Here is a 22,899-nt window from a genome sequence, read left to right as displayed (position 1 = left end):
CTATGTGTCACATGCAACTTAGGAGCAAAATGAACAATATATACAGCAAACGATTTACCATCATGACAGCAATCGTGGTCTGCTGTATTTCCACCGTTGCATTTGTAATCTATGAATTAAGCGAGTTGATTCGGCTCACAAATCTCGACGAACCGCTGATCGGAGTAGCATTTTTCTTTGCTGCATGGTACGCAATTCAGTTCGCGGCCGTTTCACTTCTGATCAGTTGGTCTGTGGTTCTATTATTACAAGGCAGCATTGCTTTCTTGAAAAAGAAGGAAATCGCTGGTGTCGGCAAAGCACATTACCTGGTTGCTCTGTTGCTGATTGCATCCGTCAGCTTGTTATATGGGAGCACCGTAGCTGACTTTATCAAAACCGTTGTCCCTGTCAAAGTTATCGAAAATGAAGGCTTCACAAATTCCATGGGCATGGAAATGGTAAAGCTGAACGCAGATTACTACGTGTCGCGGTATGAAACGACCCAAGAGCAATTCGAGAAATTAATGGGTTGTAACCCAAGTCACTTTGTTGGCCCTGCCCTGCCCGTTGAGTCTGTCACATCGGCCCAGGCCAGAACATTCTGTGAAAAAGCCACCGAGCTTGACCGGCAAAAAGGTAAATTACCAAAGGGATACTCCTATGCACTACCGACTTTTGACCAATGGCAGCAGTACGTTGCCGATGCGGCACTTGACGGTTCGGTCACCCCGGCTGGTTCTAAGCAATACTTGAACTCCACCAGGCCCGTCGGCTCCGGAACTGTCAATCGGCTCGGCTTGTATGACTTGCGTGGGAATGTCGCTGAGATTTCGCATGATGGGCAAATATCATTTGGCGCTTCATGGAACACCGCCAGAAAAGACTTTTTACACCCCTTGAACCAAAACAATTTCTCAGGCGACAACTCTGAAACAGGCTTTCGATGTGTTCTTGTTAAATGAATTACGAGAAGTAAACAGGGTCAGACACTTTAAATTGCAACCTTGAACATAAATCCCTGACCTACAACAATTTACCAGCCACTCACCAAGTCCAAAAACGCTACATCGCTACCGAAAAACTAAACAATTCACAGATCTTTAACAGTTTTTACGTGCAAAATCACGCTCCGCGCCCCATCTAGCCGTAACCAAAAGATAGTTCCGTACTTTTGCAAGGACCGTCCAAGTGAAAAATACCCTGTTTATCGCAGCCATACTCGCTCTCACCTGCCTCTCCACCGCCCGATCCGCCGAAAACACCCTCATCGCCCACTGGACATTCGACCAGACCGACTACGCCAAAGGCCTATACCTCGACGTCAGCGGCAACGACCATCACGCCGCAGCCAACACCCCGCCGCCCAATTTCGTCCCCGGCGTCAACGGAAACACCACCGGCGCCCTCGACCTCTACGCAAACCCCGCCGCATGGGCGACCGCAGGCACATTCGACCCCGGCCAAACCCTCACCATCTCCGCATGGGTAAAACTGAACCCAAACGCATCCGGCGATACCTGCATAACCGCAAAACGAAGCGACTCCGCCCACTGGGACGACGCAAAATGGGAATTCCTCGTCCAGGCTGACACCGCCGGCATCTGGGCCAACCTCAGCACCAACCTCGCGGCCCCCGGCATCCTCGATCCGCCCGGCCAGTGGCAGCACCTATGCCTCACCATCGACGCTAACGGCACCGCAACCCTCTACAAAAACGCCGTAAAAATGCGAACATTCGAAGACCGCGCACCAGGCCCCGACGACTCCGGCACCGTCGCGATCGGTGCCCGGGCCAACGGCACCATCCCCCTCCACGGCACCCTCGACGACGTCAGAATATACAACTACCCCCTCCCATACGAACAGATCGCTCAGCTCTACGTCGACCAGGCAGGCGGCGAGATATGCGCCGACAGACCCTCCATGGACTTCAACAACGACTGCATCGTCGACTACTCCGACCTCATGATCTTCGCCTCCCACTGGCTCGAAGACGGCTACGGCCCCCTCACCGACGACGGCAGCCTCCCCTACCTGCCCCCCGACAAAACCTGGACACTCGTCTTCAATGACGAATTCGAAGGAACCGACATAGACCTGACCAAATGGACCATACAGGGCGACTGGCAGCGCAAGGGCGGCTGGTGGACCAAAGACAACTCCTACCTCGACGGCCAGGGCAACCTAATCCTCCGAGTCCGAAAAGACGGCGACCGCTACACATCCGGCGCTGTCTGGACAAAGGACAAATTCGAGCACAAATACGGCTACTGGGAGGCCCGCTGCAAACTCCCCCACCAGCCCGGCCACTGGTCCGCATTCTGGATCCAGTGTGCAGGCACCGGCTCCATCGGCAATGAAGGCACAGACGGCACCGAAATTGACGTCATGGAATGGCCCTACCGAGACGGCCGCGTACAGCACGCTCTCCACTGGGACGGCTACGGCGAAGAGCACCAGTCAGTCGGACAGATCACCAACTACCCCGCCGCACTCGAGGGCTGGCACCGCTTCGGCGTATGGTGGACGCCGACCGAATACATCTTCTATATAGACGGCAACGAGGTCTGGCGAACCTCAGCAGGCGGTGTCTCGCAGGTCCCCGAATACGTCTATCTCAGCGAAGAGATCGGCTCCTGGGCAGGCGACATCACCCAGGCAAACCTCCCCGACTACTTCACCGTCGACTACGTCCGCGTCTACGACGTAACCGACCGGCAATAAATCCAAACTCAGAGAAAAATTACAAAATTAACAACATTTTGCGTTTAATACCGAATAGAACCCTGCATTAAGGGTAGCTCTAATAATTGCTTTTGAGCGGCAAGTAGAAGATTTTTGCGTTCCGGCAAGGAAGACAGATCAGCTTTAGTTGCCGCTAAAGCGGTTTTTGTCTGACGCCGCTCGGAATTAAAAAGATTCGCTTGTCCGACAAAATGAATTGTTAGAGGTGCCCTTAAGCGTAGCACAATTCGTTCAATCCCTCATTGGGAACAGAAAAAGCTTTATGACAGACAGAAACCAGCAAAATCATGATATAACCGAAGCATCAAAGGCATCGGCCTATCTCCGCCTCTTTGTAACAAACCAGAAGCGGATTCAGACCTACATCCTCATGCTGGTCCCAAATCACAACGACGCCGACGACATCTTCCAGGAAGTCGCCACCGTCATGTGGTCAAAATTCGACCAGTTCAAACCAGGCACCAACTTCGCCGCCTGGGGCATCAAAATAGCCCATAACTGCGTCCGTGCCCACTACCGCAAACAAAGCAAGCAGTCAAAGATCCTCGAACACGACGTACTCGACATCATCGCAAACCGCACCGGCGAGCTCATGGACCAGCAAACCGACCCGCAAAGCAGATACGTCGACGCACTGAGAAAATGCCTCGGCAAGCTCGACACAAAGGACCGCAAGATCGTCCAGATGCGTTACGAACAGGGCCTGCCGCCCCAGCAGATCGCCGACCGCTTCTCCAGAAATCGAATGGGCATCTACAGAACGCTCTCCCGAATACACAACGTACTCGTCCAATGCATCCGTCACCGCCTCGTAGAGGAGAACATCACATGAGCAATGACAACTCCTCCACAAGACTGCTGGCGCTCCTCATCGAAGAATCACTCAACGGCACCATCTCCGCCGAGGGCAAAACCCGCCTCAACGAACTCCTCCGAAACGACCCCGATGCGCTGGACTACTACATCGACTCGCTACAGCTCCACTCGGCCCTGCAGGACCCCAAAAAGCTCTTCGAGATCCAGCAGCCCGATGAAATAGGCCCCGACTTCGATGCCAACCTCTGGCAGGCCCTTGCACAGCAGGAAGCTTCCGCACAAACCCTGGAAATTGACGAACCTGCTGCCAAACCAAGCACCGCCAAACACTCCCCGCACAAAACAGTCTCCACGCATAAACCCAAAAAACGCGAAGTAAGCAAACTTGCCGCCTACACCCTCGCCCTGTCCACCGCCGCGGCACTGCTTCTCATAATAGGCCTTTTCATCACCGAATCCAGAACCGCCGATCAAGTCGCAACCGTCACCGACACAATAAACGCCCAATGGTCCGAAAACAGCATAAAACCCGGCCACAGGCTCAACACACACCAGAAAAACCTCACCCTCCGCAGCGGCTTCGCAAAGATACGCTTCGACAACAACGCCGAAGTCATCCTCGAAGGCCCCGCCGAAATCGCCATAATAACCGGCGACCAGGTCCGCCTCAACCTCGGCAAACTCTACTCCGTCGTACCCCCAGAAGCCTGCGGATTCACGGTCTCCACCGGAAACGCCAAGATCATGGACCTCGGCACCGAATTCGGCGTAGAAGTCGCGTCCAGCGGATCGGTACAACTGCACGTCCTCGAAGGCAAAACCGTCCTCGTCGCGGGACAGGGCAAAAATAAAACCAGCGAGGAAATAACCGCAGACAACGCACGCATGGTCGACCCCACCACAGGCAATATCTACCGCACACCCTGCAGCGACCGCCTCTTCGTAAGAAACATCGATTCAGATCACAACCTGCTCTGGCGAGGCGAAGACATAAACCTCGCAGACATCGTCGCACACAACTTCACCGAAAGCACCAGAACCGACAACTGGAGCATCGACACCCGAACCGGCGATCTCAGACATGGTAGCTTCATAAAGGACACCGAAAAGAACTGGCAGCGTTTCAACTATTCCTCCGACGGCAAATACCATCCCGTAACCAGCAACCCGTTCGTCGACGGCGTCTTCGCACCCAACCCAGCCGCCGGACCCGTACAGATTTCATCCACCGGCCAAACATTCGAGAACTGCCCTCCCACCAACGACAAATTCTTCGTCGGCATCTACCGAATGGGCTGGTACGACAGCTTCGAGCTCCCGGAAAACGTCCGCTCCAAACCCGCCAATGCCCTTAAGATCAACCCGAACCAGGGCATAACATTCGACCTCGACGCATTCAGGCGCATTTACAAAATAAGCGAAAACAAGGACTTCACAAAATTCTACGGCGTCTACGGCCTCAATGACCACAAGGCCCCCCAGTACCCCGACACGATCTCAAGCATACACGTCCTCGTGGACGGCCGGATACGTTTCGAAAAACAGGATTACAACATCGGCGACAAAGGCGTCCTCATCGACGTACCGCTTTACCCCGATGACAGGTTCCTGACCATTATAGCAACCGACGGAAGCGATGACGATATCAGATTCAATACTGCCTCCATCGCCGATCCGACACTGATCCTGGCAAAGTAGTGTCTTTATAAGTGTGTCAACAGCAACGTAAAAGCTGTGTGAAATAAGTTTTACTAATTTCTTTTGGAGGGTCTATGATGAGACTCGTAATTTGTTTACTTTCATTGTGTTTAGTTGTCTCGGCTGCACAAGCCGAAGAGGTCCTGGTCAACGGCGGCTTTGAAACCCCAGACTCCGACTGGACCATCACAGGCACCGACGGACAGTGGCGAACAGACAACGTCCACCAGGGAACCTACAGCATCGTCCTCGGCAAGTCCAACAACGACGGCAGCGCCTACCAGACGACCGCTCACAACATCGTCGCAGGCAACACCTACACCATCGACTTCTACATGACCATCAGCACCGCCGGCCGTCCCCTCACCGCCCAGCTCTACTACGAAGATGCCGGCGTGCAGACCGACATCCCAGGCTGGTCCGTCAGCATCAGCTCCACCGACACCAGCAACGGAACATGGGACCAGGGAACAGGTGAATTCGTCGCAGCAGCAGGCGCAGACTACGTCGGCAAGCCCATCGGCGTACGCTTCCACGGCGCATGGAACTGGACTTTCCTCGACACCGTCTCTCTCACTTCAGAAGTCACCACAACCGAGGTCCCGTCCATCGTGACCCAACCCGCCGACCAGTCCGTACTTCTCGGCGATCCCGCTGAATTCACAGTCGACGCCGTCAACTCCGCAACAGGCGATTCCACAGGCCTCACCTATCAGTGGAAAAAGGTTCTCGACGGCACAAACGATCCTAACGTCGCGACAACACAGGCCCTTTCCTTCCCGTCAGTAGCACTCACCGACGAAGGCAGCTACTACTGCGTAGTCACAGCACCCGGCGGCACCGTCACTTCCGAAACCGCTGCACTCACGGTACAGCGCCTCGTCGCACACTGGACAATGGACCAGGCAGACTTCGTCGACGGAGCATACATCGACGTCAGCGGCAACGGCAATGACGCCCTCGTAGGCGGCACGATCGATTCTTCCGTCTTCGTCCCCGGCGCCAACGGCGACCCCGCAGGCGCAGTCTCGATAGTCTCCGACCCCAACGCCTACGCAACCGCGGGCACCTTCGATCCGGGCACGACCCCAACGATCTCAGCATGGGTCAACCTCGATGCAGGCGTCACAACCGACACATGCATCACCGCAAAAGACGGCACCACCGGCTGGGACAACGCACGATGGGATTTCGTGGTTCAGCCCACTGATGATGCGATCTGGATCAACACAAGCCCCTCGAACATCGGAACAGGATCGCTCCTCGACCTCGACCCCGCGGGCCAGTGGCAGCACTTCGTCATCACATACGAAGCCGACGAAACAGTCACGATCTACAAGAACGGCGTAGCCGAACTCGTCTACACCCGCACAGTAGGCCCTGACACCGACGGAGTAGTTAGCATCGGTGCTCGCGACGACGGCTCCATCCCCCTCGGCGGCATACTCGACGACGTCCGCATCTACAACTACCCGCTCACAGCCTCAGACGTCGCTCAGCTCTACGTGAACGAAGTAGGCGGAGAAGTCTGTGCACTCGCACCCGTTATGGACTTCAACGACGACTGCGAAGTAAACATCGCGGACTTCGCCATCTTCGCCGCACAGTGGCTAGACAGCGGAATCATCTCTGCAAACTAAGCAGATAAACCGAACCGAAGTCACATAATAGTGACATCACTCCCCAAGGCGGAGCAGTGAAAACTGCCCCGCCTTTTTTGCGACATTACGAAACATTAAAGAACGGGAGCAGGGTTCAAACTTTCTCCACCATTTACCGAACTCACCAGCCGCATAATTTCACGGTTCGCCGAGAATGGACCCCTTCAAAGTACGTCGGAGGCGCGGCTGTTAAATTTTGCGGCGGCCCGTCCTGATTAACCATCTTTTTGAATGCCCTTTTCTACGCCATATCACACTCACCACATACCGAAGATCCAACATTTCACTTGGATCAAAACCGCAGATATGTTAAAATACATAGTCAATAATTAGTAGAGAAGATCTGCGCAAGGGTTTTCTCGGTTATAACTTTACTCAGGGAGAGGGCCCGTGATGAAGAAGTCGATCCTTTTGCTCGCACTTTTCGTATGCCTGCCGTCAGCACACGCCGCAAACCTAACCGTCGGCACCGGACAAACATACCCCGACATCAAATCCGCCGTCACCGCAGCATCCCCCGGCGACACTATAACCGTTACAGACGGCACATACACCGGCACAAACAATACAATGCTCGACTTCCAGGGCAAGGACCTCATCCTCCAAAGCGCCAACGGCCCCGCAGCCTGCACCATCGACTGCCAAAGCGCCGCAAACTCCTCCGCCTTCGTATTCTTCATGACAGGCGAATCATCCGCCGCCGCCGTCGACGGCTTCACCATAATCAATGCAACCAACAACGCAATTCAGATCAACGGCGGCTGGGACGGTTCAACATCCCCCACAATAAAAAATTGCGTCTTCAAAAATAATTCCGCATACCTCGGCGCAGCAATCTCCTGCATCGATACCGCTTCCCTCATCACCGACTGCACCTTCACCAACAACTCCGCCGCCCTCGGCGCAGCGATCTCCGTCGGCGGCTTCGTCAACCCAACCATCGAAAACTGCGTCATCACCGACAACACCGCTTCCGAAAGCGGCGGCGCTATCTACTGCGACCCCCACCTCAGCCCGACCATCAATAACTGCCTCCTCGCCAACAATTCCGCCGCTCAAAAAGGCGGTGCCATCTTCTGCGATTACGGCGCAAACGCGATCATCACCAACTGCACCATCGCCCACAACTCCGCCGGATTCAACGGCGGTGGCGGCATCTACTGCTACAGCACCTACTCCGCCGCAACCACTCCCACCGTCACCAACTGCACCATCGCCTACAACACAAACTACGGCATATACGAAGACGGCCAGAACGCCGACCCCACCGTCACCTTCTGCCACTTCTACTCAAACACCGTCGCCGACTTCCGCGACTACGACACCTGGCAGTTCTCCACCGCCGCTGAAATAAACATGAACATCTCCAACGCCAGCGACAACATCGACGGCGATCCCCTCTTCGTCACAGGCCCGCTCTCCGACTACTACCTCAGCCAAACCGCCTCCGGCCAGCCCTCCCAAAGCCCCTGCGTCGACGCAGGCAGTGACCTCGCATACAACCTCTCCCTCGACGCACTCACCACTCGAACCGACGGCGTTCACGACACCGCAACAGTCGACATCGGCTACCACCACCCCGAAGCCCCCGCCTCGCTATACAGCCTCACCGCCTCCGTCACAGGCTCCAACGGCTCCATCTCACCCGAGTCCGGTAGCTACGCCCCCGGCACAACCGTCGACCTCACCGCCTCGCCCGCACCCGGCTACCGCGTCAGCCAATGGTCCGGCACGGACGACGACACCCTCAAAACGAACACCAACCAGGTAACGATGGACGCAGACAGATCCGTCACCGTCGAATTCGAAGCCGTCCCCACAACCCTCTACGTAGACGACGACGGACCCGGCCAGCCCTCCGAAGACGGCACACAGACCTACCCGTTCGACACGATACAGGAAGCCCTCGATCTCATCCCAACCGACGGCACGGTCATCGTCATGGACGGAACATACACCGGCACCGGCAACAACCTCATCAACTTCAACGGCAAGGCCCTCACCCTCAAGAGCCTCAACGGCCCCGCAAACTGCACCATCGACTGCCAGTCCGGCGCACTCGCCTTCCGCTTCGAAAATAACGAAACAAACACATCCCTCATCGACGGCTTCACCATCACCCGCGGCTACGCATTCGAAGGCGCCGCGATCAACCTCAGCTACGCATCCCCCACCATCACCAACTGCATCATCACCGACAGCCACGCCTACGGCTCCAACACCGGAGGCGGCGCCATACGCTGCCTCGCATCGAGCCCCGTGATAGACAACTGCACGTTCAAAAACAATTCCGCCTATCACTTCGGCGGCGCGATCCAGGCAGCCCTCAACTCGTCCCCGACGATCACCGACTGCGCCTTCATCGCAAACAGCGCAGACAACGCAGGCGGCGCAATATACGCCTCCCTCTCCGACCCGCAGATCAAAAATTGCCGCTTCACCGCAAACGACACCGCCAACGTAGGCGGCGCGATCTACGCAAGCGAATCCCCCTTCGGCATGACCAACTGCACCGTCAACTATAACACCACCGCGAACACCGTCGGCGGCATCGCCTGCTACGACTGCTCACCATCGATCACCAACTCCATCTTCACACACAACGTCGGCACAGCCATCTACGAAAACCACTCCGCCTCCGACCCCGCCGTCACCTACTGCCTCTTCTACGACAACCCCGACGGCGACTACTACGACAACGACACCTCCGCAACCTGCACCGGCGCAACTGACATCAACGCCCTCCCCCACGCCTCCAACAACATCGACGGCGACCCCCTCTACGCCTCCGACACTGGCCGCTGGATCCTCGACGGCGACGACATCTACTGGTCAGACGGCGACTACCGCCTCCAGTCCCGCAACGGCCGATACGACCCGACAACCAAATCATGGATAAAGGACTCCGTCACAAGCCCCGCGATCGACGCAGGCGACCCGCTCGCCGACTGGACCCTGGAACTCTACCCCCACGGCCAACTCATAAACCTCGGCGCATACGGCGGAACCCGCCAGGCCTCAATGTCCGACTCCACCTCAGGCAGCGCTGCCGACCTGCAGAACGACGGAACCGTAGACGCAAACGACCTGTCCCTGCTCGGCGAATCCTGGCTCAACAACGACGCAGCACTCTCACCAGCCGACATCTCCCGCAACGGCCAGATTGACTTCTCCGACTTCGCATCATTCAGCAGGGACTGGTAAAAACCCGAACTCGCAAAACAAATCATAACCGACCCCAACGGCAAGCCCCCAGGCCGCCGCACCACCCATGCGCCCCAATAGCCTGAAAACTGCCGTAAAACACCACAATAATCTGGCAAACTCACCCCCTACCGCTATAATAGACTCTGTTATGACTCAACAACAATACAAAACCAAACCTGTCATCATGGATGACCTCAGCAACCGTGGCACGGTGTAATGTGTAAGCAAACTTTGAACCAGACTAAAATTCATAGACATCATGCAAACCGTCTAACCATTTATGAGATAAATTATGAATAAAATAAATGTTTTAGTGATGCTATCCCTACTCCATTCTTTGAGTCTGATGTGTGGCTGTACAACTAACGAACTTGGGAGCAAAGTCAACCTTGTGGCTAATGCTGAGGGCCGAAAAGATTTTCCCATAATATCTGTTTTCGTTTCTTTGACTGCCAACAAGACCGTTACCTCTGATAACCTCTCTGCAGGCTCAGAAGCCTTAGTTCCCCAAATTATAACTTGTATTTGGCCCGATGGTACAATGGTATATTCATCGAATCGAATAGAGGGAGGAAGCCCATACTATAAAGCTGCTCTTTCTCAGAAAGAGATATCGTCGTTTTTAAACAAACTAGAGACCACGGATTTCTGGAATGCAGATCAGCGGCAGTCTTGGTACGGATTTGATTCGGATCGCTCTATCATTGTGATTATCGATCAGTCCAAAACGAAATACTTAAGTTCCTGGCACGAACTGGAAGAACAAAATCAAAATCTAGTCGTCACTGATCGCGGCGTCGAACCATTACAGGGTAGAAGCAGGAAAGAGGTCATGTCAAGTTGTAGCGATGAATATGCCCAGTTTATTGCAAAATGGAAATTTGTCAGATATGAACTAGAAAAGCTTATTCCGGATGAGCATACTAACCTGGCTGAGAATATGAAATTCGAATATGCATATCTAAGCGTTCGGGAAATAGAATCAACCGCTCATGTTAATAAGTTTTTTAGAAAACAAAGTAAAATAAAGTAAGAAACTATAAAAGCCAGATCCACCCATGCTTACATAGTACTTGTTCAATCATAAAATAATACAAAATGGAAAACAGAACAATATTCCTGGCTTATCTTGTCGTGTGGTGTCCCTATGTACTCGCCGTCCACTTCTGGGCACACCGAAAGCGGCTCAACCTTGGCGGAGTCATAGTTTCTCATGCCCTGCCCTCAGTCGTAGCGATCGTTATGACTTACATATTCCTGATCGCAGGCGGAGCCACCGTTGCCCAGTTCGTGGCTGGATCAGAAACAGGGAAGAATCTGTGGTATTTGTGGGGCTTTCTCTGGCCGATTCTTCTCTTTGGCTCTGCGACATCGGCTTTCATCAGTCTTGTCTGGACGATCGTATCTTGCATAACGCAATCACATCGCAAATGGGTGTTCATCAACATTGCCGCAGTAATGATGTCGGTGTTTGCATTCTTCACGGTTGCGGCCAATTTCCCAGATGCATAAGCAACAGAGTAGCTAATTATTTTGCAAGCAATAAAGCTTGTCCTTATGTGTAGACAATATTTCCTTAAGTAAAAAGGGTCAGACACTTTTTAATATAAATGGATGATATATTCAAACTTACAAACACCCATACGGAGAGCAAATGCAAGACCATAACAATTCCAACGCTATGAAAAACTAAACAGCTTTACACCAACGACAAAGACTTGGATGAGATGCTGGCAGCAAACAAGCCCCCATCTAATTCCTCCATGCCCCCCGCCCGCGTAAATAACACCACCAAACCTGTCATAAAATTGTAAACATAATAATCTGGCAAACCAACACCCTAACACTATAATAGACTCTGCTATTACTCAGCAAAGCTCCACAATCGAACCTTAATGCATGGAAAATGACTTTTAATGTCCTTTCATACTATTTCAGCCATGGAGTAATGTATGAGCAAAAACAGATCGTTTGTGCCGAGCGATTTCTCACTGCGGCACGTACCCCTTTTTATCGTTGTCTGTATAATCATGTCTGTGATTTGCATACTGCTCGGCCTTGCACTGCAAACCCTACCGGAATTTTGGCGTGGCTTGCTTTTTGGTGTGGCACTAAGTCAGATCGTTACTTTGACCTGGTTGTTTCCCCATAAAAAAATTGACATCAACTCTCTTCCTCAACCATCCGCTGAAGTACGGGCAAAATGCAATGATCCGAACTGCTCATTTGTTGAAGCCGTAAAATTATATCGCGAAGAAACGGGCTCCAGTTTGAGTGAGGCCGCAGCAGTGCTGAAGGCATACCGTGCAGAGAGAAACACTAAGGATTAGTTCAAAACGGAAGTAATATACTCTCGGCGCTTGTGAAATTATGTTGCTACAAAAAAAGATATATTATCATATTGGAGGAAGGCAAAATGAATCTTATCTCCAGAAAAGCCGTCTTGGTTCACGTCCTTGCAGTAATTTGCCTCGCGTTAACCCTCGCAGGGTGCGATAATGACACTGATATTAGACATTCTAAAAGAGCACCTTCTACTATCACGGGCTCTTTCGATGTTTACTACTCAATACAGACCAGTGAGACTTCAACTATGGGCACAGGTGACACACCTTCAAAGGCAACAGCAATCCATTTTTACGATGAGTATATCGTTGTCGAAGAGTCCAAAAGCAGCGAGATATTGCCAATAAACAAAATAATTTCTTTCAGATGGACACCTGATTAGAAGCTGCACATAGCTAACCCTCAAACTCAATAAAATATTCAAGCAGCAAAACAATCATTATTAATTGGAGAAATTGCAATGAAACATAAATTAACACTTGCTGCATCCCTCATGCTCCTCTTGGCGATCTTGGGATGCCCCAAAGAAGACAGCCCCAGCACCTACCCCCCAACCTCAGGTAATTTCGTCAAGAACATAGATGGCCGGGGCATAGCCAAAGTTTGGGGCATTGATTTCGAGGTAGCTGAGACTGTGGGCGGTGGAGCTGCCAGCAAATTTGAAGGTCAACTCCATTCGGACCCGGACCAGACAGATGCACAAGTCGAGGTCACAATAGGTGATGACGTAAACATCCGGCTGGAAAAATTCCCGGGCAGCCCTGTTACATTACAATTTAACAATAACAATTACGGCACAGTTGAAGTCGGCGACAAAGTTGTCATCGATGCCCAAAGAAATGTAATGGTTAACGGAAACCTCAGAAAACCTGAGATAGAGTAGAAGCTGTTTCAAAACTGCTTCTGGCTTCTCGGCGAGCAATCTTTCGCTGATAAAAAAACAATCTTGACAATCTACGGCACATATGCTATGTTTAGTTCTTGGAATTTTGGAGTTTTGGCTGAATGGGGGATTTTAATCTTAATAACTGGAGGTTGAGATGGGGAAGTTGACTTTATTGTCATTTTTGGCAAGTTTATTCATTGTATCAAGCACTACACAAGCAGTTGACAAGAAACTTTACTCGATTGCTGACGGCGAAAATGACCCCTCACGGCGTTATCCAAATGGTAGCAGCTATATCATGTGGACGGATTATGATGCCACCTTTTCCAATTATAGACGGCGGGCAGTAATCAAATTTGACACCTCCAGCGTCAGCAACTATACATTACGCGGCGCTGTTCTCAATATCTGGGGATCAAGCGGAAGCGGCTCAAATACGACCGCAGTAAATATATATCACTATTCCTATGACAGTTGGAGTGATTCTTCGATTCCATATGCATCGAGTCTCGGCACCAAACTTGGCTCTGTCTCTGTCACCAAAGTCAACGATGTATCCCAGGCCAGAAAATATGACATATCTCTTTCAAACATGCCCTACATCAGCCCCTACGACAACAATCTCTCGATGGCATTGGTAGCAAACAGCGGCTATGGCAGCTATTTCGTCACTCGAAATGGTGTGAACTGGAATGGCACTGCAAACAAAAAACCATATTTAACCTTTAGAACCTGGGGCGAAACTGCCACTTCAAACGGAAGCTTTGACGATGGTTTAGATAGCTGGAATATAAATTCCGGCGGTGGAACAGCCGAGATGGCGGCTAATCCCTTTGGCGATGGCAATCTCGCAAAACTGACAACTGGTTCACCTGTTGGTATCACACAGATTATCGACACACCGCAGGACGCATTTTATATAAATTTCGATTATGCGTTTCTAACGGATACGGGTTCACTGGATGTCACACTTACCGATCGAGATGGCGGGCAGCTTCTCGTTGGCCAACTCGAAGCTGGCGATTCTATTGCTGAACAAATGAGTCATGCTTCTTTCTATTTGCAGGACGACAGTTGGCTTTATCTCGACCACGTAACATTGGGATTGCAATTCGACGGCGCATCCGGCTCACAGGTACTGCTTGACAATATCGAGTTCTCCGATGTCCCTGAACCGTCCAGCATTTTGCTGATTGGACTGGGAGGCTTGCTTATGAAAAGAAAATCCAGACAAGCATAAGAAAGCACATAAGCAAGGCATCTCCTGTAAAGGCGTTATAGTACATTCCGCCGAAGCAACACTATAGAGTGTTTTCTTGCATTAATATATTTTGGTTGGCCTCGTTAACCAGCTAAGACATCATGCGACGAATTCGTTTATGACGCTTCGGCACTTAGTGTGTTTAGGAGGATCCGATGAGGACCACACTAACTTTATCTCTGCTTTTCAGTCTCTCGTATTGCACCTCATTTGCCGCTACCCACGTCACGCCCATCACCGACCAGCCCGGCAGCGACATCATCTGCACAGGCCCCGCATACACCTATCAGCACGATGTCCGTCATCACGGCATAGACACCAACCTCGCCATATCCGGCGATGCGGGCTTCGTCGTCGAAACCGACAACCCATACGCCAGCTTCTACACCGACACAAGCAAAGGCGGCGACCCCGCCGTGCTCCAATATACCTTCGTCGCCGAGCAGGGAGCATTACTGGCAGACGTCACCGTCACTTCACTGGCGCGCATTTTTGAAATTGGATCGAGCATAACAGGCGAGTACAAAATCGGCACCTCAGAATGGATACAGTTCCTCTCGCTGACAACAGGCGGAACCGCCCACCCGGTAGACGAATTTAAGAACGTCCACGACACCACCTTTTCCGTCCGCTACACTATTGACAGGACAACTGCATATTGGAGCAACACCGCCCAGCTCTTCCGCTCCTGGGGACCCGAACCGGGCCAGCCGGGCGACTTCGCATTCACATTCACCGCCTCCATCATCACGGACCCCAACTGCAGCCTGGCCGACATTCAGGGAAACGATGCGTTTGTCAATTTCGATGATTTCGCAGCATTGGCCGCCGAGTACGGACAAACCGCCGAAGAACTGATCTCGGACATAGATAAAAGCGGAACCACCGACATAGACGACTTGCTGCTGCTCGCCCAAAGCTGGCTGTGCAATTGCTACCAGCCCATTTTATAACCCCCCGGCCCGCCAGCAAAGCTTACCACTTATATTATTTATAAAACAGCCTGTGTTTATAATATACACTCAATCTCGGTGAGCATACATATAAAACTATATTATAAACGCACAGGTATATTATGTTTGGCCAGATATTCTTTCGCCTGGCCGATTGTATATTCGCCATAATGGAATATAGAAGCCGCCAGCACAGCGTCGGCCTTGCCGTTCTCCAATACATCCACCAGCGTATCCAGGTCACCCGCCCCGCCGGATGCGATAACCGGAATGTCAACAGCCTCAGCAACCGCGCGGGTCAGTTCTATATCATACCCAGCCTTGGTGCCGTCGGCATCCATGCTGGTCAGCAATATCTCGCCCGCACCCAGCTCCTGCGCCCGCACTGCCCACTCGACGGCGTCGATATCGGTCCGCTGCGTACCTGCCTTGACCGTCACAACCCATTTATTCTCAGTAGGTTGCGTGCGTTTGGCATCTATCGCCAGCACCACGCACTGATTGCCGAAACGATCCGCCGATTCACGCAGCAGATCGGGATTGTTGACCGCTGCGGTGTTTATGGAGCACTTTTCGGCGCCGGCACGCAGAAGTATGTCTATCTGATCGGCTTTGTTGATGCCGCCGCCGACGGTGAAGGGAATAAAGACGTTGTCTGCAACTTTTTCGACAAGTTCGACGATTGTCTTTTCGCTGCGGATGGTGGCGGTGATGTCGAGAAAAACGAGCTCGTCGGCGCCCTGATCAGAGTATTTTGAACCCAGTTCTACCGGGTCGCCGGCGTCGCGGAGATTGAGGAAATTTACACCCTTTACAACACGGTTATCCTTAACGTCCAGGCATGGAATTATTCGTTTTGTCAGCATATTTTAATAGGTCCTGAAGCTAACATGTTATTTCTTAATTTATTTATTTGCAAGCACTTACAACACAGTCGCATTTCGCTGCAGTCGAGAACATCTGCGACTTGCGGACGGCGGAAACAAGTCACTGCCGCCGCATTGCAAACCGTCCTTATCAGCTATTATTCTTCTTTGCCAGGCATATCTCGTTGAAGGTTTCCAGGAATTTCAGACCTACGGGGCCGGACTTTTCGGGGTGGAACTGAACGCCGTAAATGCTTTGTTTCTGGACACTTGCGACGATATCGCTGCCGTAGTCGGTGTTTGCGATCTTCGCCTCGGGGTCGGTCACTTTCGCATGGTACGAATGGGCGAAATAGAAGTGTTCCTCGTCGCGCATGTATTTAAATAAGTCCATGTCTTTGCTGGACTTAACGGAATTCCAACCCATGTGCGGGACGGTCAGGCCGGGCGGGAGAGGGACCACTTCGCCGGAGATCAGACCCAGGCCGGCGTGCTCGCCCTTTTCGTAGCTTTTGTCGAATAGGAGCTGGTATCCGACGCAGATGCCGAGGAGGGGTTTACCCTGTTTTGCGACATCTTTTATAATGTCGGCAGTGTCGCTAAGTTCTTTAACAGCAAAGCCATACGCGGCCACGCCGGGCAGGATAATGCCGTCGGCGGATTCGATGTCTTCGCGTTTGCGAGACAGTTTTGTTTCGCAGCCGATGTGGTTGAGGGCCTTGCAGACGCTGCGAACGTTTCCCACGCTATAGTCGATAACTACTATCATAATAAATTCGTCCCGGAGTGTGTCTCAGCGACATAGATTTTTCAATCGTAACCCTATGTCGCTGCATGGTTTATGTCGTCGCCCCGCGGGCGTTTTACGCTGCATTTACGGAATTCGTCATTTAACTGCTGAATTCCGAGATATTTTATTGTAACTGCTTATTCTAAATGCCCTTACGGGCCGTAACGTTCTGTGCCGACTCAACCACGATGCCCCGGCTGGTGTCGCTCCCGCGTGAATAACGCTGCGCGTTATCACGGGTTCGAACAGCCGGCCAACATAAGTATTGCTGCAATAAAGACTTATGTCTTTCTGTTTTTGGCCGAGGGCGGGATTCGCTTGCGCGGCGCCAGTAGGCGTCAAACCCGCGTAGCAACGCTTCGCGTTGCCGCGTGTTCGAATCCTGTTGGCGATAACTCATTAGCTGACAGTATGTTATAATTCCAAAGAACGTTATGCGACTTTTTACCGGAGAGGGCGGGATTCGAACCCGCGGTACTGCGAACAGTACACTGGTTTTCGAAACCAGCTCGATAAGCCACTCTGACACCTCTCCATAATGGCGGCACCGGTTTTTTGTAAGTGCCTTTTTCACAGACAGTTGCGCGATAAGACGGTGTGTGTTGTCAACTCGCTGCGCGGCTGTGAAAGGCCTAATTTAGCGGGATTGAGAGTGTTTTGCAAGGATAATTACCGGCGAATCGGGGAGGTGCCGGCCGGGCCGTTAAGAGATGGGGCCATACACCCATTTTTCGGGGTGTGAATCATCTATCCGGCATGGGTGATCATGACCAGCGGAAATGGGTGTTCCTCATGCGCGCGGACACTTTGCAAGTGAGACTGGGGCCGAAATCGGCTTGATTTTGCGATTTTTGGCGGTGCAAAAGTGGGTCAAAACTGCACAAAAGTAGGCAAAGACAGGGTAAAGATGGGGTAAAAGTGGTGCAAAACTGAGAGGCTGTTTCCTACCTGTCAAGTGGGATATGCTGCTGAAAAGGGTTCACCACAGAGGACACGAAGGAGCACGAAGAGAAGCTAAAGACTCTACAATACAAGAGCAAGGAAGTCGCGTTAAGGCTCTGTTTTATGTTGGGCTCACCAGAGGCGGATGACATACTGGGAGCATACTTACTATACCAGGATGCCTGGGCTGTCGCAGAATTTTGCAGGTGCGGCCGCTGCTCCTGGGCGGCGTTTTGTAATGTCATTCTGATTGAACTTGACAAGTCCGGCTGTGCAAGTGGATTTGGACCATGGGGCGTTTACAGCCATTTCGGAAGCTCTGTTTTCATTTACAGAGTCATTGAAGTTAACGGGTCGGAAATTGTTTGACCGGGGTATGGGTTGGAGCTATAGTGGTTTTTCGTGAACTCGAATTGTCTTATTTTAGAAGATGATATTTTAATATGAAGCTCGACACGTATACTTACCGGCTGCTGGTTGTTTATATAATTATAGTTGTGGTAATTTCATTGTTCCCGCCTTTTGTCGGCAAGAAAACCTCGCGAGATGGTGAGAAATTTATAGGCATGCACTTTATGTTCAGTTCGATTATAAAATACAGCTCTGACAGGCAGCAGACCGTGAGTAGTTATAGAACTGTGGACGGTGAGAAAGTTCTTACCGAAGAAAAAACGTATTACCCCAAGCACTCTTATGCAAGTACGCGAGTTGATATCGGCAGACTGTTGTGTGAGCTGGTGGCTGTGTCGGCTATTTTTGGCTGGCTGGTTTTAAGGGGCGTTCGGCAGCGCATAAATGACGAACAGACAAGGAGGGTTGCATGACATGCGATTGGAGAAAGCAATGCGAAGTAGTGTTAGTTATTCGGTTGAATTATTCAAGGTTATGACAGTCTGTGCAGTTGTCTTGTTTGGCAGATTTGTGTTTGCTGATCAGTCACAGGCGTTAAATGAGGGAACAGCGCAGCAATCCCAAGCTGTGAATCGCGAGGATTCTAAAGTTTTAACGAACTCTGTCGGCATGAAGCTGGTTTGGATACCGGCTGGTGAATTCATGATGGGCAGCAGTGAAGATGATAAGTTTGCAGAGCCTTATGAGCGACCGCAACATAAGGTAAGATTGACAAACGGGTTCTGGATGGGAACGACCGAGGTAACCCAGGCGCAATATGAGGCTGTGATGGGTGAGAACCCCGGAAAGCCCAAAGGACAGAATCTTCCAATCACAGGTGTAAGTTTCAAAGATGCTATGGAATTCTGCGAAAGACTAAGCGAAGCGGAAAACAGAAACTATTCATTGCCGACAGAAGCTCAATGGGAATATGCCTGTCGCGGCGGGAACAGTGACGGACAACAAGTTTCTGCTGATCTGGGGGAACGGGCGTGGTACAGAGAGAATTCAAATATGAAGATGCATGCCGTCGCGCAGAAAAAAGCGAATGCGTTCGGCTTGCACGACATGTTGGGCAATGTTTCTGAAATGTGCCTGGATCTCTATGATGAGGAATATTATTCCCGGTCACCTGAGGAGGATCCGAAAGGTCCCGCACCTGTTTCAACAGAAGAAAAAGAGGGAGAAATGGTTGGGGGAGTTGAACGAGTTCTGCGGGGCGGTCTTTACCTCTCATCTGCTGACCGTTGCCGTTGTGCTGCACGCTATGCGTACGACAGCATCATACCAAGTCAATGGGACGGTTTCAGAGTGGTTATCAACTCTAAACCAGCACAGTTCGAAGTCAGAACCAATTCGATGGGGATGGAGTTCGTGCGAATACCGGCAGGCGAGTTCATGATGGGCAGCAGTCTTTCACCAGAAGAAGTCGAAAATGAATATGGCGGTAGAGCGTCAGAATTTCGGGACGAGCATCCAAAGCATAAAGTGCGAATAAGCAAAGGTTTCTGGCTCAGTAAGCATGAGGTCACTCAGGAACAATACACTGAGCTTATGGATTCTAACCCCAGTCTGTGCAAGTATAAGTGCCCGGATTGCGATGCTTGCCTGGATGCTGAAAATGTAAAACCGACGGCTGATAATTGGAGGGTTAAGAATCACCCCGTGGATGGTGTCAGGTTTGCTGACGCAGTCGATTTTTCTAAAAAGCTAAGTGAGAAGGACGGACAAAAGTACAGTTTACCCACTGAAGCACAATGGGAGTATGCCTGCCGGGCAGGGACAGAAACTGTTTACTTTTTTGGTGACGACAGTGAGCGTTTAGATGAATTCGCATGGTATCGGGAGAACTCTGAAACCGGCACTAAAGAAGTGGGGACGAAGAAACCAAATCCGTGGGGACTCCATGACATGTATGGTAACGTGAGTGAATGGTGTCTGGATGCCTACGATCCGGACTGCTATTCCAACGCAGAGGCTGTTGACCCGGTCTGTATTTCGGAAGACATGAATGTCCGCGTGGTGCGAGGGGGGATCATAGGCTCTTTAGCCCAAGGCTGCAGATCCGCGAGCAGGGAACCGGCGGCGGCTGACGAAGCCGGTTTCGTTTTGCTTACTGGTATTCGTCTGGTTTGTGAAAACTGGGATGAAGCTGGGGGAGAGTGAGGTAAGTGCGTGGAGCGTGTTTTGAATTTTGGCTGGAGGTTATGGATTATGGACAGAAACAGATTTGGTAAAATTGGGTGAGTGCTGATGACTGAGATTCCAACGATTGTCACATTGATAACGGCAGGCATCATCTTCGTTATTTTCTGGAACCGGAGAAAGTACAGAGATGCTGTCAGAGAGGCCTTAAAAGCTGCAAAGAATGCTCATGCTAATGATGACTTTGGGGAGACATGCAAACTATATGAGCAGGCCACGGCAATCGACCCGCAACTACCTAATGCATTTTATAACTGGGGACTTGCTCTTGAAAAATGGGCAGAACTGCTGGAAGGCGAAGAAGCGTTAGAAAAATGTGAGCAGGCGTGTGATAAGTACGAGAAGGCGACGGAGATAAAGAAGGACTTCCATGAAGCATTTTATGGTTGGGGGTACACTCTTGGAGAATGGGCAGAGCGATTGGAAGGTAAAGAGGCATTAGAAAAACTTGGGCAGGCATGCGAAAAGTATGAGAAGGCGACTGAGATAAAGAAGGACGATCATTATGCATTTTATAACTTGGGACTTGCTCTTGGAAAACTGGCAGATCTGCTGGAAGGTGATGATGCGTTCGAAAAGCTTGAGCAGGCATGCAAAAAGTATGAGAAGGCGACGAAGATAGAACCGGGGTATCATTTTGCATTTCTTGGCTGGGGACTTGCTCTTGGAAAACTGGCAGAGCTGCTGGAGGGTGATGATGCGTTAGAGAAATTTGCGGAGGCATGTGAAAAATACGAGAAAGCGACTGAGATAAAGATGGACGACCATGAAGCATTTTATGGTTGGGGGTACATTCTTGGAGAATGGGCAGAGCGATTGGAAGGTAAAGAGGCATTAGAAAAACTTGGGCAGGCATGCGAAAAGTACGAGAAGGCGACTGAGATAAAGAAGGACTACCATGAAGCATTCAATAACTGGGGAAGTGCTCTTGGAAAATGGGCAGAACTGCTGGATGGTGATGATGCGTTAGAAAAACTTGAGCAGGCATGCGAAAAGTATGAGAAGGCGGCGAATATAGAACCGGGGTATCATTTGGCATTCATTGGCTGGGGGAACACTCTTGACGAATTGGCAGGACGGCTGGAAGGCGAAGATGCATTAGAGAAACTTGAGTTGGCATGCGAGAAGTTCAAGAAGGCTACTGAGATAAAGGCAGACCACCATGATGCATTCAACAACTGGGGAATTGCTCTTTGGAAATGGGCAGAGCTGCTGGAAGGGGATGAGGCGTTAGAGAAAGTTGAGCAGGCATGCAAAAAATACGAAAAGGCGACGAAGATAAAGACGGACGATCATGATGCATTCAATTACTGGGGAACTGCTCTTTGGAAATGGGCAGAGCTGTTGGAAGGGGCTGATGCATTAGAGAAACTTGAGCAGGCATGCGAAAAGTACGAGAAGGCGACGGAGATAAAGACGGGCGACCATGAAGCCTTCTATAACTGGGGAATTGCTCTTAGAAAACTGGCAGAACTGCTGGAGGGTGATGATGCGTTAGAGAAATTTGTGCAGGCATGTGATAAGTACGAGAAAGCGACTGAGATAAAGATGGACGACCATGAAGTATTTTATGGTTGGGGGTACACTCTTGGACAATGGGCAGAGCGATTGGAAGGTAAAGAGGCATTAGAAAAACTTGGGCAGTCATGCGAAAAGTACGAGAAAGCGACTGAGATAAAGGCAGACTTCCATGAAGCATTCAATAACTGGGGAAGTGCTCTTTGGAGATGGGCAGAACTGCTGGAGGAGGATGATGCTTTCGAAAAGCTTGAGCAGGCATGCGAAAAATACGAAAAGGCGACTGAGATAGATCCGAGGTCTCATTTTGCATTCATTGGCTGGGGGAGTGTCTTGCTTAGTTTGGCTGTGAGAATGGACAGACCTGAGGATAAAAAAGCCAATCTTGATAAGGCCATAGATGTCGTACAGAAAGCTGAGGGTATTAAACGCGGGAGCGGGGCTTATAATATGGCTTGTGTTTATGGGCTGCTGGGAGATAAGAAGAGTTGTCGGGAATGGCTTGAGGTTGGACAAGAGGAAGGAACATTGCCCAGCCGTGAGCATGCGATGGGCGATGATGATCTGGCGTGTGTGCGGGATGAGGAGTGGTTCGGAAGCTTGAGGTGGGAGGGAGAGTAGAACAGTGCGTGG

18 protein-coding genes and 1 tRNA gene are annotated in these 22,899 nt (G+C 51.2%); 16 read left to right on the top strand and 3 right to left on the bottom strand.

Annotation, left to right across the window (positions count from 1 at the left end):
• Window positions 1–29 precede the first annotated feature (29 nt).
• The 13 genes from STSP2_RS04760 (at window position 30) to STSP2_RS04700 (ending at window position 15,555) form a co-directional block, all read left to right on the top strand.
• Window positions 30–944, top strand: a complete 915-nt coding sequence (locus tag STSP2_RS04760; protein WP_169852998.1) for a formylglycine-generating enzyme family protein — start codon at window positions 30–32, stop codon at window positions 942–944.
• Between the two features lie 226 nt (window positions 945–1,170).
• Window positions 1,171–2,706, top strand: a complete 1,536-nt coding sequence (locus tag STSP2_RS04755) for a LamG-like jellyroll fold domain-containing protein (protein ID WP_146660337.1) — start codon at window positions 1,171–1,173, stop codon at window positions 2,704–2,706.
• Window positions 2,707–2,989: 283 nt separating this feature from the next.
• Window positions 2,990–3,559 carry a sigma-70 family RNA polymerase sigma factor gene (locus STSP2_RS04750; RefSeq protein ID WP_146660335.1) on the top strand — a complete coding sequence of 190 codons (570 nt, stop codon included), beginning with the start codon at window positions 2,990–2,992 and terminating at the stop codon, window positions 3,557–3,559.
• The gene (locus STSP2_RS04745) at window positions 3,556–5,241 is read left to right on the top strand and encodes a FecR domain-containing protein (RefSeq protein ID WP_169852997.1); all 1,686 of its coding nucleotides are present in this window, start codon (window positions 3,556–3,558) and stop codon (window positions 5,239–5,241) included. The genes STSP2_RS04750 and STSP2_RS04745 overlap by 4 nt, the downstream gene beginning before the upstream one ends.
• 74 nt (window positions 5,242–5,315) lie before the next feature.
• Window positions 5,316–6,881: a LamG-like jellyroll fold domain-containing protein gene (locus STSP2_RS04740; RefSeq protein ID WP_146660331.1), complete on the top strand. Its 1,566-nt coding sequence runs from the start codon at window positions 5,316–5,318 to the stop codon at window positions 6,879–6,881.
• Between the two features lie 414 nt (window positions 6,882–7,295).
• Window positions 7,296–10,106, top strand: a complete 2,811-nt coding sequence (locus tag STSP2_RS04735; protein ID WP_146660329.1) for a right-handed parallel beta-helix repeat-containing protein — start codon at window positions 7,296–7,298, stop codon at window positions 10,104–10,106.
• Between the two features lie 295 nt (window positions 10,107–10,401).
• A complete protein-coding gene (locus STSP2_RS04730) occupies window positions 10,402–11,142 on the top strand; it encodes a hypothetical protein (protein WP_146660327.1) in 741 nt (246 codons plus the stop codon).
• Between the two features lie 65 nt (window positions 11,143–11,207).
• Complete coding sequence (locus STSP2_RS04725; protein WP_146660325.1) at window positions 11,208–11,621, top strand: hypothetical protein; 414 nt, start codon at window positions 11,208–11,210, stop codon at window positions 11,619–11,621.
• A gap of 440 nt (window positions 11,622–12,061) precedes the next feature.
• The gene (locus tag STSP2_RS04720; protein ID WP_146660323.1) at window positions 12,062–12,439 is read left to right on the top strand and encodes a hypothetical protein; all 378 of its coding nucleotides are present in this window, start codon (window positions 12,062–12,064) and stop codon (window positions 12,437–12,439) included.
• Between the two features lie 86 nt (window positions 12,440–12,525).
• Window positions 12,526–12,837 (top strand): hypothetical protein, encoded by a 312-nt coding sequence (locus STSP2_RS04715; protein WP_146660321.1) that lies wholly within the window; start codon window positions 12,526–12,528, stop codon window positions 12,835–12,837.
• A 78-nt stretch (window positions 12,838–12,915) separates the two neighbouring features.
• Window positions 12,916–13,338, top strand: a complete 423-nt coding sequence (locus STSP2_RS04710; protein ID WP_146660319.1) for a hypothetical protein — start codon at window positions 12,916–12,918, stop codon at window positions 13,336–13,338.
• A 157-nt stretch (window positions 13,339–13,495) separates the two neighbouring features.
• Window positions 13,496–14,581, top strand: a complete 1,086-nt coding sequence (locus STSP2_RS04705) for a CBM96 family carbohydrate-binding protein (protein WP_146660317.1) — start codon at window positions 13,496–13,498, stop codon at window positions 14,579–14,581.
• 176 nt (window positions 14,582–14,757) lie between these two features.
• Window positions 14,758–15,555 (top strand): hypothetical protein, encoded by a 798-nt coding sequence (locus STSP2_RS04700; protein ID WP_146660315.1) that lies wholly within the window; start codon window positions 14,758–14,760, stop codon window positions 15,553–15,555.
• A gap of 101 nt (window positions 15,556–15,656) precedes the next feature.
• Here STSP2_RS04700 and hisF read toward each other — a convergent pair whose 3' ends face one another.
• The 3 genes from hisF to STSP2_RS04685 all read right to left on the bottom strand — a co-directional run bounded on the left by hisF (window position 15,657) and on the right by STSP2_RS04685 (window position 17,746).
• Complete coding sequence (hisF, locus tag STSP2_RS04695; protein ID WP_146660313.1) at window positions 15,657–16,421, bottom strand: imidazole glycerol phosphate synthase subunit HisF; 765 nt, start codon at window positions 16,419–16,421, stop codon at window positions 15,657–15,659.
• A gap of 151 nt (window positions 16,422–16,572) precedes the next feature.
• Window positions 16,573–17,190 carry an imidazole glycerol phosphate synthase subunit HisH gene (hisH, locus tag STSP2_RS04690; RefSeq protein WP_146660312.1) on the bottom strand — a complete coding sequence of 206 codons (618 nt, stop codon included), beginning with the start codon at window positions 17,188–17,190 and terminating at the stop codon, window positions 16,573–16,575.
• A 469-nt stretch (window positions 17,191–17,659) separates the two neighbouring features.
• Window positions 17,660–17,746, bottom strand: a tRNA-Ser gene (locus STSP2_RS04685).
• 850 nt (window positions 17,747–18,596) lie between these two features.
• Here STSP2_RS04685 and STSP2_RS04680 point away from each other — a divergent pair.
• The 3 genes from STSP2_RS04680 (at window position 18,597) to STSP2_RS04670 (ending at window position 22,887) form a co-directional block, all read left to right on the top strand.
• Window positions 18,597–18,977: a hypothetical protein gene (locus STSP2_RS04680; protein WP_146660310.1), complete on the top strand. Its 381-nt coding sequence runs from the start codon at window positions 18,597–18,599 to the stop codon at window positions 18,975–18,977.
• A gap of 19 nt (window positions 18,978–18,996) precedes the next feature.
• Window positions 18,997–20,709: a formylglycine-generating enzyme family protein gene (locus STSP2_RS04675; protein WP_169852996.1), complete on the top strand. Its 1,713-nt coding sequence runs from the start codon at window positions 18,997–18,999 to the stop codon at window positions 20,707–20,709.
• Window positions 20,710–20,796: 87 nt separating this feature from the next.
• A complete protein-coding gene (locus tag STSP2_RS04670; RefSeq protein WP_146660306.1) occupies window positions 20,797–22,887 on the top strand; it encodes a tetratricopeptide repeat protein in 2,091 nt (696 codons plus the stop codon).
• Window positions 22,888–22,899 lie beyond the last annotated feature (12 nt).

The sequence above is a fragment of the Anaerohalosphaera lusitana genome, from assembly GCF_002007645.1.
GTDB lineage: Bacteria > Planctomycetota > Phycisphaerae > Sedimentisphaerales > Anaerohalosphaeraceae > Anaerohalosphaera > Anaerohalosphaera lusitana.
This window is presented reverse-complemented; position numbering and strand designations above follow the sequence as displayed.